The organism is Gemmatimonadales bacterium (genome assembly GCA_035502185.1).
Lineage (GTDB): Bacteria > Gemmatimonadota > Gemmatimonadetes > Gemmatimonadales > JACORV01 > Fen-1245.
Genome location: DATJUT010000101.1, coordinates 142,718 through 154,201, shown reverse-complemented (window position 1 = coordinate 154,201; position 11,484 = coordinate 142,718). Strand labels below are relative to the sequence as shown.

The 11,484-nt window shown below is 69.9% G+C and carries 5 protein-coding genes and 2 tRNA genes; 6 read left to right on the top strand and 1 reads right to left on the bottom strand.

Annotation, left to right across the window (positions count from 1 at the left end; translation table 11 throughout):
* The 4 genes from VMF70_13625 (at position 1) to VMF70_13610 (ending at position 1,634) form a co-directional block, all read left to right on the top strand.
* Positions 1-75, top strand: a tRNA-Pro gene (locus tag VMF70_13625).
* A gap of 5 nt (positions 76-80) precedes the next feature.
* Positions 81-154 (top strand) — tRNA-Arg (locus tag VMF70_13620).
* Between the two features lie 400 nt (positions 155-554).
* Positions 555-857, top strand: coding sequence for an aldo/keto reductase (locus VMF70_13615; protein ID HTT69058.1), 303 nt, complete (start codon positions 555-557; stop codon positions 855-857).
* 30 nt (positions 858-887) lie between these two features.
* Entirely contained in the window at positions 888-1,634 is a 747-nt protein-coding gene (locus VMF70_13610) for an SDR family oxidoreductase (GenBank protein HTT69057.1), read from the top strand.
* A 94-nt stretch (positions 1,635-1,728) separates the two neighbouring features.
* Here the strand turns inward: VMF70_13610 and VMF70_13605 are convergent, their stop codons facing one another.
* A complete protein-coding gene (locus VMF70_13605) occupies positions 1,729-4,317 on the bottom strand; it encodes a glycoside hydrolase family 3 C-terminal domain-containing protein (GenBank protein ID HTT69056.1) in 2,589 nt (862 codons plus the stop codon).
* A gap of 173 nt (positions 4,318-4,490) precedes the next feature.
* On the opposite strand from VMF70_13605, the gene VMF70_13600 reads away from it, so the two are divergent.
* Both VMF70_13600 and VMF70_13595 read left to right on the top strand, forming a co-directional pair.
* Positions 4,491-7,751, top strand: coding sequence for a hypothetical protein (locus VMF70_13600; protein HTT69055.1), 3,261 nt, complete (start codon positions 4,491-4,493; stop codon positions 7,749-7,751).
* A gap of 688 nt (positions 7,752-8,439) precedes the next feature.
* A complete protein-coding gene (locus VMF70_13595) occupies positions 8,440-11,448 on the top strand; it encodes a SusC/RagA family TonB-linked outer membrane protein (protein ID HTT69054.1) in 3,009 nt (1,002 codons plus the stop codon).
* Positions 11,449-11,484: the final 36 nt, after the last annotated feature.

Sequence of the window (11,484 nt, the reverse complement as noted above, 5' to 3'; positions counted from 1 at the left end):
CGGGGCGTGGCGCAGACCGGTTAGCGCGCCTGGTTCGGGACCAGGAGGTCGGAGGTTCAAATCCTCTCGCCCCGACTGTTGCGCCAGTAGCTCAGCTGGATAGAGCGTCAGCCTCCGGAGCTGAAGGCCACAGGTTCGACTCCTGTCTGGCGCACTCCCGGAACATCGATCGCATCAGACACTTGGGGCCGCCGTCGTGGGCGGCCCTTCGCGTCACCGCCCATGCCGATTCCGCCACCTACTCGCGGGCGCGCCGCGCCGTTACTCTGAGCCGGCAGAGCGACCCGCGCAGGAGGCACGATGCAGAAGCGCAAACTGGGAAAGAGCGGTCTGGAGGTTTCGGCGCTGGGCCTGGGCTGCATGGGGATGAGCTACGCCTACGGTCCGGCACCGGACCGGAAAGAGATGATCGCCCTCATCCGCCGCGCGGTGGATCGCGGCGTCACGTTCTTCGACACGGCCGAGGCGTACGGCCCGTTCGCGAACGAGGAGCTCGTCGGTGAAGCACTGGCGCCCGTCCGCAGCCAGGTGGTGATCGCCACCAAGGGAGCATCGTGCCCCGCTTCACGGCGGAGGCGCGGAAGGCGAACCAGGCCCTGGTGGACCTGCTGCACCGGCTCGCGGCGCGGAAGGAGGCGACGCCCGCGCAGCTGGCGCTCGCCTGGCTGCTGGCCCAGAAGCCGTGGATCACGCCGATCCCGGGCACCACGAAACCGGGGCGCCTGGAGGAGAACATCGGCGCGACGGCCGTCGAACTGACGGCCGACGATCTGCGGGAGATCACCGGCGCGGCGGCGGCGATCACGATCGAAGGCGCGCGATGCCCCGAGCACCTGGAGAAGAGAACCGGACTCTGAGCCGCCGTCGGTCAGGCGGGAGCGGGGATCATGAGCACCGGCATCGAAGGCAAAGTCGTCGTCATCACGGGCGCGAGCAGCGGGCTCGGCGAGGCGGCCGCCCGGCATCTCTGCGCTCAGGGCGCCAGCGTCGTGCTGGGGGCGCGGCGCGCCGATCGTCTCCAGGCGCTGGCCAAGGAGCTGACGGCCCAGGGCGGCAAGGCGCTCGCCCTGGCCACCGACGTCACCGACTACGAGCAGGTGAAGCGGCTCGTGGACACGGCCGTGCGGACCTTCGGGCGGATCGACGTGATGCTCAACAACGCGGGCCTGATGCCGCACTCGCCGCTCGAGCGCCTCAAGATCGACGACTGGAACCGGACGATCGACGTGGGCCTCAAGGGCGTCCTGTACGGCATCGCCGCGGCGCTGCCCCACATGCAGCGGCAGAAATCCGGCCACATCATCAACGTCTCCTCCGTGGCGGGTCACAAGGTGCGGCCGGGGGGCGTCGTCTACGCGGCGACGAAGACGGCCGTCCGGGTGCTCTCCGAGGGACTCCGCATGGAGGTGAAGCCGTACAATATCCGCACGACGATCATCTCACCGGGCGCGGTCGCCACGGAACTGGTGGACAGCATCACGGAGCCCGACATCCGGCAGGGCGTCCGGGAGATGACCGCCGAGATGGCGCTTCCCGCGGAGACGTTCGCGCGGATGGTCGCCTTCGCCATCGGCCAGCCGGAGCAGGTGGACGTGAACGAGATCCTGTTCCGACCCACGCGCCAGGAGCTCTAGCCCGCGCGCGCGGCGCGGGGGAGGGCGCGCGCCGGCAGCCCGGGCGAGGCTGCGCGCGAAACGGACGCAGCGCCGATCCGGTCTGCTGCGGTCCCTACCTGCCCGGCGGCGGGCGCGACGCGCCCATCGTGACCTCGGCGCGCAGCGGCAGGTCGGACGAGGCATCGCCGACTCCGATGCGATAGGCGCCGGCAGCGATCCCCCAACCGCCGGCCGTGCTGTCCCACTGCGCGAAGGCGCGCGCGTCCAGCGAGAAGGTCAGGTGCCGCGTCTGGCCCGGAGCGAGCGGCACCTTCCGGAACGCCTTCAGCTGCCAGGGCGGCTCCCCGGTCGAGGCGGGATGGCCGACGTAGACCTGCACCACGTCGGCCCCCGCGCGCCGACCGGTGTTGGTCACGTCCACGCCGACCCTCACCGGCCGCCCGCGCGGCTCGCTCACCCGCAGGTTCGCGAACCGGAACGTCGTGTACGACAGGCCGAAGCCGAACGGGAACAGGGGAGCGACGTCCCTGGCGTCGTACCACCGGTACCCGACCAACAACCCCTCGGAGTACCCGACGCGGCCGCCCACGCCCGGCCACTGCGCGGCGCCCGCGGCAGGCACGTCGGCCAGCCGCTTCGGGAAGGTCACCGGCAGTTTGGCGGAAGGGTTGACGTCGCCGAACAGCACCGAGGCGATGGCGTCGCCGTCCTCCTGACCGGGGTACCAGGCCTCCAGCACCGCTGGGACCGAGTCCACCCACGGCATCGTGACCGCGGAGCCGGTGTTGAGCACGACGATCGTGCGAGGGTTGGCCGCCGCCACCGCGCCGATCAGCCGGTTCTGCTCGCCGGGCAGATCGATGTCCGCGAGGTCGGCGCCCTCGGTCTCGAAGTCGCTCATGAACACGACCGCGACGTCCGAGGATCTGGCGAGCGCCACCGCCTCGTCCAGCAGCGAGGTCCCGCTCGGGACCCGCCAGCCGAGGCCGACGGAGTCACCTCCGGCGTTCTGGTAGAAGTCCACCTCGATCGGCACCACCTGGCCGGCCGCGAGCGTCACCTTCGCGGTCTCGGTCGTCGGCGCCTGCTCCCGCCAGTTGTCGATCACCTGCGCGCCGTTCAGCAGCAGCCGGCTGCCGTCGTCGCTGGTGAGCGAGAAGGTGTACTCGCCTCCGACCGGCGCGGTGAGGGTCCCGGTCCACCGCGCCGACCACTTCTCGGCGTTCACCCCCGGCGCCGGCGGCTGGTCGTGCCAGTCGGCGCCGACGGCGGAATCCACCCGGGTCGCGACCGGATCGCCGGACAGCGTCACGTTGTTGAAGAACTGGACGGTGAGCCCGTGCCCGCCGCCCGAAACGGGCGCGAGCACCTGCGACGGCACCGCCGGGAGACGGCCGCTCGGCGGCAGCGCGCCCTGCGCATGACGCACCTGCACTCCGCTCCCCGCGCGCTTCGCGATCCCGTCGAACGGCGTGACCACGTACGGCGCGACGACGGCGGCGCTCCCGCCGCCGCCCGACATCGCGTCCGGACCGCCGCCGGGGCCGATCACCGCGATGGAGTGGACGGCGCCGGCATCGAGCGGGAGCAGGCTGCCCGCGTTCTTCAGCAGCACGGTGCCCTGCTCCGCCACGGTCCGCGCCAGGGCGGCGTGCGCCCCATTGGTGACGACGCTCGACGGCGTGCCGGTCTGCTCGCGGTCGAAGAGATGGAACCGGAACTCCTGCGCCAGGATCCGGCCGACCATGTCGTCCAGCCGTGACATCGGCAGCTGGCCCGCCTGCACGGCCGCCTTCAGCGCCGCGCCGAGGTACGAGCTGTCCGGCATCTGCATGTCGAGGCCGTGACTTGCGGCTGCCGCCGCGGAGTGGGTCGCGCCCCAGTCCGACGTGACGAAGCCCGGGAAACGCCACTCTCCCTTGAGCACCGTATCCTGCGTGTACGCGTTCTCGCACGCCCACGTGCCGTTGATCGTGCTGTAGGCGCACATCACCGACGATGCCGCGCCCTGCCGGATCGCCGCCTCGAACTGCGGCAGGTAGATCTCGTGCAGCGCGCGCCGGCCGATGGCCACGTCGTCGGCCGGGGTGTTGCGGAAGGTCTCCTGGTTGTAGGCGGCCAGGTGCTTGACCTGGGCAAGGACGCCCTCGCCCTGCACGCCCTGGATCTCGGCGGTGGCGATGCGCCCGGCGAGGTACGGGTCCTCGCCGTACGACTCGAACGCGCGACCCCACCGCGGGTCGCGCACGATGTTCACGGTGGGGCCCAGATTGACGTTCGCGCCCTTGCCCCACTCCTCGGCGCCGATCACCGCGCCGTACGACCGCGCCACCGCCGTATCCCAGCTCGCCGCGACCGCCACCGGCGCGGGCAGCTGGGTCACGCCCGGCAACCCGTCCGCGACGCCGCCGGGACCGTCGTGCAGCTTGAGCGCCGGAACGCACAGCCTCGGAATGGCCGGGACATAGCCGGCGTAGACCGTCCCGCTCGCGCCGTGCACCAGCTGGATCTTCTCGTCCAGGGTCATCGCCGACACGACCTGCGCCACCCGCGCCGCGACCGGGGCGCTGGAGCGCACCCAGGGACACGAATCGGCCGCGAGCGCACCGGCTCGCGCTGCCGCCGGAGGAGCCGCCGCGATGACGGCGACGACGCACGTCGCGACGGTCGCGACGAGGAGAACCCGCGAGAACGGCCTCATGTCGTGCCTCCTGCCCGGTGCTGGCGAAGCGCGGTCCGCCCGACGCCGGGCCTCTCCTCGGCGGAGGCCGGCGTCGTGCAACTTTGCCGCGTGCTTCCCCGTAGACATTCTGTCACCGAATCCAAACGCTCGTGAATCCGATGCCTCCCCAGTGCGCTCTGGAGATGCCTGTCATGACCGATTTCCGCAAACTGGTACCGCTCCGCCCGCCGCTGCTCGGCGCGTCCCTCGTGCTGCTCGCTCTCGCCGCGAGACCGGCTGCGGCGCAGCCCGTTTCCGGGCTGGTGTGGCGCAACGTCGGCCCGTTCCGCGCCGGACGCGTCTCCGCCGTCACCGGCGCCATCGGCGAGCCCGGCGTGTTCTACGCCGGCTTTCCCACGGGCGGCGTCTGGAAGACCACCAACGCCGGGACGACGTGGGACCCGGTCTTCGACTCCGTCACGACGGTCTCGGCCGTCGGCGCGGTCGAAGTGGCGCCGTCCGACACGAGCGTGATCTACGTCGGCACGGGCGACATGCCTACCGGCGGCAACATCAACGAGGGCGACGGCGTGTACCGCTCGGACGACGCCGGCCGCACCTGGCGGCACGTCGGCCTCGACTCCACCAGGCAGATCCCCTCGATCCTGGTGGATCCGCACGACCCGAACCTCGTGCTGGTGACGGCGCAGGGCGACTTCCACGCGAAGGGCGGCCAGCGCGGCATCTACCGCAGCACGGACGGCGGCCGCACCTGGACCCGGACGCTGTACGTGGACGACGAGACCGGCATCCAGAAGCTGGCCTGGGCCTACGACCAGCCGGGCGTGGTCTTCGCCACCACCGACCGTCACTACACGCCGCCGCGGGCCGCGGGCCGCGGCGGGCCGGGCGGAGGACCCGCCGCGAACGGCCCGACGGGCACCGCGCTCTACAAGTCCACGGACGAGGGGCTCACCTGGCGCGAGATCACCGGCGGTGGCCTGCCACGCCTCGCGGGTCGCACCTCGCTGGCGGTGGCGATGCACACCAACGCGCAACGTGTCTACCTGATCGGCAACTTCGGCCTGTATCGCTCCGACGACGGCGGTGCGACCTGGCGCCAGATGGACCCGGACGACCGCCGGGTGGGGAACGGCCAGGGCGGCTACAACTGCGGCGTGTACGTGAGCCCGCGGAATCCGGACGTGGTCTACACCGTCAACACGTCGAGCTACGTCTCGACCGACGGCGGCAACACGTTCACCGGCTTCAAGGGCGCGCCCGGTGGCGACGACCCTCAGCAGCTGTGGATCGACCCGACCGATGGGCAGCGCATGCTGATGGGGCTGGACCAGGGCGCGACGGTGAGCCTGGACGGCGGTCGCACGTGGAGCCCCTGGTACAACCAGTCGACGGAGCAGGTCTACCACGTCTCCGTGGACCGCTCCCGGCCCTACTGGATCTACGCGAGCCAGCAGGACGCCGGGGCGATCCGCACCCGGAGCCGCGGCAACTACGGCGAGATCACGCCCATGGACTGGAGCCCGGTGGGCACCTGGGAATGGGGCACCGTAGTGGCTGATCCGCTGGACCCCGACATCGTGTACGGCTCCGGCTCAGGGATCCTGAAGGTCACCTGGCCGAGCGAGCAGATCATCAACGTCGGCCCCAACGCCGACCCGAAGGCGTACCTGAGAGTGACCCGTTCGCAGCCGCTGCTGTGGGCTCCGTGGAATCCGCACGAGCTGCTGGCCGGCTACCAGTACGTCATGGCCACCACGGACGGCGGCGCACACTGGCGCAAGCTGAGCCCCGACCTCGGCTACCCCGCGGGCGTTACGCCGCCGGCCGAGAGCCTCGCGGCGCGCCCGGGAGGCTCCACTGCGCCGCGCGGCGGAGCGATCGAGTCCATGGCGGCGTCCACCGCGCGCCGCGGGATCATCTGGGTGGGGACGAACAACGGCCTCATCAAGGTGACCAGGGACGAGGGACGCACCTGGCAGGACGTCTCGATCCCGGACCTGCCGGACTCGGACCAGTCCGACGTCACGGCGGTCGAGGCCTCGCACCACGACCCGGCCGAGGCCTACGCCGCCGTGGACGGGCACGGCACCGGCGACTACGCGCCGCTCCTCTACCGGACGCGTGACTTCGGCCGGACCTGGACGCGGATCGTGTCCGGGCTCCCGACCGGACAGCCCAGCGGCAGCTTCGCGCAGGTGATCCGCGCCGACACCAGAAGGGCCGGCCTGTTGTTCGCCGGCACCGAGAGCGGGATGGACGTCTCGTTCGACGACGGGGACCACTGGCAGTCGCTGCAACTCAACCTGCCCAACACGTCGTACCGCGACGCCGTGATCGCCGGCAACGACCTCGTGGTGGGCACCTACGGGCGCGGCATCTGGATCCTGGACGACATCTCGCCGCTGCGGCAGGTGTCGCCGGAGATCGCGGCCGAGGACGTCCACCTGTTCGCGCCGGCCGCGGCGATCCGGGTGCACCGCAACGTGAACCAGAACACCCCGTTCCCTCCGGAGGTCCCGCACGCCTTGAACCCGCCGGAGGGCGCGACGGTCTACTACTACCTGAAGCGGAGGCCCGCGGGCGACGTGACGCTCGACGTGCTCGATGCGGCGGGACTGGTGGTGCGCCATCTCTCGAGCGTACCGGTCCCGCCCGTGACCGAGGCCGCCAGGCCGCCCGAGCCGAGCTTCTGGCTCACCACGCCGCGCCCGCTCCCCACGGACAGCGGCGTCAACCGGACCACCTGGGATCTGCGCTACGACCCGCCGCCGGCGTTCGCCCACAGCTTCGAGATCAACGCCAACCCGGGGCTGACGCCGGCATCACCGGAAGGCCCCCTGGTCCTGCCCGGGACCTACACCCTGCGGCTCACGGTCGCAGGCAGGACCTACACCCGCTCCGTGACGGTCGCCAACGACCCGCGCTCGCCGACGACCGCGGCGGCGCTCGCGGCGCAGCACGACCTCGTGATGAGGATCTACCGCGGAATGGGCGAGGCGTGGGCCGGCTACCAGGAAGCGGCCGCATTGCGCACGGCGCTGGCTGCGGACACCGGCTCGAGCGTCGCCGCCGACGTCGTGCAGGCGGCCAAGGCCCTCGCCGCCCGTCTCGACACGGTCGCGGGAAGCCCGGGGCCCGGGCGGGGCCCGGCGTTCTTCCGCCGCGGCGGACCACCCGCGCCTCCGAACTTCGTCCAGGTCAACGGCGCCCTCGGCCGCCAGCTCGTCGGCCAGGACCTCGCGGACGCGGCACCGACCGGGCCGGTGCTCGCCGCCTACTCCGACGCCTGCCGAGATCTCGCGACGGCGGTCGCCTCCTGGAGGACCATCCGGGACCATGGCGTCGCCGGTCTCGATTCGTTGCTCGCGGGGCACGGAATGGCCCCGTTGGCTGCCACGGGCGCCAACCTGGTCACCCCGCCCTGCGGGCGTGGGGTTCGCCGACCCTAGGCCGCGGGCCCTGCTCGGCAAACCCGGGTTGGACAGTCGGGTCCGGGGGGCGGCACGACCGGGCAGGCCCTGCCCGACGGGTCGTTTGGGCCCTTCCAGCACAGGGGCGCCCCCCGCCGTCGGACCGACGTGCGCAGAACCCAGTCACCGGGGTGACCGGGGGGGACCGGGCGTCGGTGACCCGAAACGACCCGACCGGCCCGACCCCGATCAGCTCGGCGCGCCGACGCCATCCAATTACTTGATGGACAACGAGTTGTGCGCTTCGCAATCGGCGGCGCCCGTGCGGCGGCAGCCGTAGGTCGTTACCCCGACACGGTCGTTGCCTAGGGGAGACTCGGCGGCCCTTCCTGGCCCATAGGGAACGGTACTTGCGTCTTTCCACCCGGGCGCCGGCTGTTGACAGAATCGCAGCCGTACAGTACCTGAGATGGCAACGATCGCGTATCGGTGGGCCGCGGTTCAATCTTTGTCCGCAGGGTGACATTGGCACGACGACCCGATCATCGTGACGGCCGAATCCCGGACGAATTGGCTACCCGGCTCCAAGCCGGGCAGAGCATTTGCTGCAACCTGCGCACCGGCTCCGGCAATACGCTGGCGCCGTGCAGGGTCCACTCTTCCCGCCCTGGTCCGATCATCGGCCGGGGCGTTCTCTTGTAGCCCTCACAGCTTGAGGAGGCGCAGTATGAAACGAGGTCGGTACGTAATCGGTGCGCTCCTGGCACTGGCGTGGGTGGCGCCGCTGCGCGCACAAGAGCCGGGCAGGGTTCGCGGACGCGTCGTCGACGATGCGTCCAAGCAGCCCCTCGCCGCGGCCACCGTGACCATCGGCACCCGCGCCACGCAGACCGGCGCGGACGGTCACTTCGTCCTCACCATGCCGGCCGGCACGGACTCGCTGCGCGTGCGGATGCTCGGCTACGCGCCGGTGGTCCAGGCCGTCACGGTCGAGGCAGGCCAGACGGTCGTGGTGCCGGACATCGGCATGACCCAGCAGGCCGTGGGTCTGTCCGAGATCGTGGTCGTGGGCTACGGCCAGCAGCGGGCCGGCGACATCACCGGCGCCGTCACCCAGCTGAAGGTGGAGGACTTCAACCCCGGGCGCATCATCAGCCCGGAGCAGCTGGTCGAGAGCAAGGTCGCGGGCGTCCAGGTCGTGGACAACAACGAGCCGGGCGGCGGGATCTCGATCCGGGTCCGGGGCGCGACCTCGGTCAGCTCGAGCAGCGATCCGCTGTACGTGATTGACGGCATGCCGGTGTCTTCGGGGACCAACCTGAACGGGATCTCCGGCGGCCACGACGTCCTCAATTACCTCAATCCGAACGACATCGAGAGCATCACGGTCCTGAAGGACGCCTCGGCCGCGGCGATCTACGGCACCAACGCCGCCACCGGCGTCGTGATCATCACGACGAAGTCGGGGCAGGGCGCGCCGCGGGTGGAGTACAGCGGCAGCATGACGTCCTCGTCCATCACCCGCGTGCCGTCGATGTTGAACGCGGCGCAGTTCCGGGCTGCCGTGATCCAGTACGACTCGGCGGCCGGGTTCTCTCAGCTGGGCACGGCGAACACCAACTGGTTCGACCTCGTCAAGCGCAACGGCTGGGGCCAGGAGCACAACCTGGTCGTGTCCGGCTCGGGTGTGACCAGCAACTACCGCCTCTCCTTCGGCTACATGAACCAGGAGGGCGTGATCAAGAACAGCTCGACCGAGCGGATCTCGCTGGGCTTCAACTACGATCAGCACCTATTCGGCGATCGCCTCGACGTGAAGGCCAACCTCAGGGGCGCGCGCACGGTCGACGAGGTCCTGCCCGGCGGGGTGCTCTCCAACGCCGCGCAGATGGGGCCGACGCAGCCGGTCTACGATGCGACCAGCGCGACCGGCTACTACAACTGGCCCAACAACTCGCTCCAGTCGGCCGACAATCCGCTGGAGATCCTGAACACCTCCGAGTCGAGAGGCACGACCTTCCACAGCGTCGGCAATCTGCAGACGGATTACAGCCTGCCGTTCCTCTCGGCGCTGCACTGGAACACGAATCTCGGGTACGAGATCAGCTCGATCACGGCGACGCAGTTCACTCCGAGCAACATCCACCCCGAGACCAAGTCGGGCGAGCTCGGCCGCCTGTTCAGTGCCACCCCGACAAACGCCAACACCGTTTTCGAGACGTATCTGGATTACGCCGCGCCACTGAACATCGTGCCCGGCCGCATCGACGTCACCGGCGGGTATTCCTACGGGTACACGTACAGTGACTATCCCAATGTCACGCTGACCGGCCTCAGCACCAACCTGCTGGGGATCAACGGGGACCCGCAGGCGACCAACGTCTCGAACTCCAACTTCATCACCGAGACCAAGCAGATTTCGTTCTTCGGGCGCGTGAACTACAACCTGAACGACCGCTACCTGGTGGCGGCCAGCGTCCGCCGGGACGGCTCGTCCAAGTTCAGCCCGGACAACGCGTGGGGGAACTTCCCCGCCCTGTCCGCTGCGTGGCGCATTTCGCAGGAGCCGTTCCTACGCAGCTTCACTCCGCTCTCGGACCTCAAGCTCCGGGCGTCGTGGGCGAAGGACGGCAACCAGGGGTTCGGTGCGTACCTCTACAGCACGAGCTTCCTGCAGAGCAACCCGCAGGCGCAGGTGGCGTTCGGCACCACGTACATTCCGACGATCCGGCCGAGCGCGGTGGACCCGAACATCACGTGGGAGCAGACCAGCTCCTGGGACATCGGCCTCGATTACGGCTTCCTGAACCAGCGGATCACCGGGGCCATCGACTATTACGTCAAGAACACGGACCACCTGATCAACTTCGTGCCGATTGACCCGGCCACGAACCTGTCCAACTACATCACGACCAACGTCGGCAGCATGCGGAACAAGGGCCTCGAGCTCAGCCTGAGCGCCCGCATCCTCCAGGGCGGGCGGAGCAAGCTCGGCTGGACCGCCGACTTCACCGCCGCCAACAACTCGAACACCATCACGCAGGTGACGCCGTGGGGCGGTGCCGGGGCGTACATCTTCACCGGCGGCATCTCCGGCGGCGTGGGCAGCACGATCCAGATCCTCAAGGCGGGGCTGCCGAACAACAGCTTCTGGGTCTGCCGGCAGTACTACGACCCGAAGACCGGGAAGCCGGTCGAGGGCACCTTCTACAGCAACGTCCAGAACGCGGCGGGCGACAGCATCTTCACCGAAACGCCCGGCAACAGCTGCGACTCCCGCGGCCTCCACGCGGAGCACAGCCCCGCGCCGACGTGGATCCTGGGGCATACCTCCAACTTCACGTACGGCAACTTCGACCTGAGCTTCACGCTGCGGGCGTGGCTCGGGAACTACGTGTACAACAACGTCGCGTCCGACGAGGGCTTTGCGGCGCAGCTGCAGCGCGGGTCGCCGTACAACCTGAACACCTCGTTCCTCAAGACCGGGTTCTTGTCGGCGCAGTATCTGTCGGACCTCTACCTCGAGGACGGGTCGTTCCTGCGGATGGACAACATCTCGCTGGGCTATACGTTCCGGTATCAGGGTCGTCAGATGCGCGTCTACGCCACGGTGCAGAACGTCTTCACGATCACCGGGTATAGCGGCGTGGATCCGACCGCGGGGATCAACGGCATCGACAACAACATCTACCCCCGCTCGCGTATCGTCACCGGCGGCCTGAGTGTCCGGCTTTAGGGACGCGGCCATGAATCCGATCATTCACGAAGGGAC

Excerpts from the sequence above, each read along its gene's own strand:
- VMF70_13610 (HTT69057.1), top strand. The coding sequence starts at position 888 with ATGAGCACCGGCATCGAAGGCAAAGTCGTCGTCATCACGGGCGCGAGC.
- VMF70_13605 (HTT69056.1), bottom strand. The coding sequence starts at position 4,317 with ATGAGGCCGTTCTCGCGGGTTCTCCTCGTCGCGACCGTCGCGACGTGC.
- VMF70_13600 (HTT69055.1), top strand. The coding sequence starts at position 4,491 with ATGACCGATTTCCGCAAACTGGTACCGCTCCGCCCGCCGCTGCTCGGC.
- VMF70_13595 (HTT69054.1), top strand. The coding sequence starts at position 8,440 with ATGAAACGAGGTCGGTACGTAATCGGTGCGCTCCTGGCACTGGCGTGG.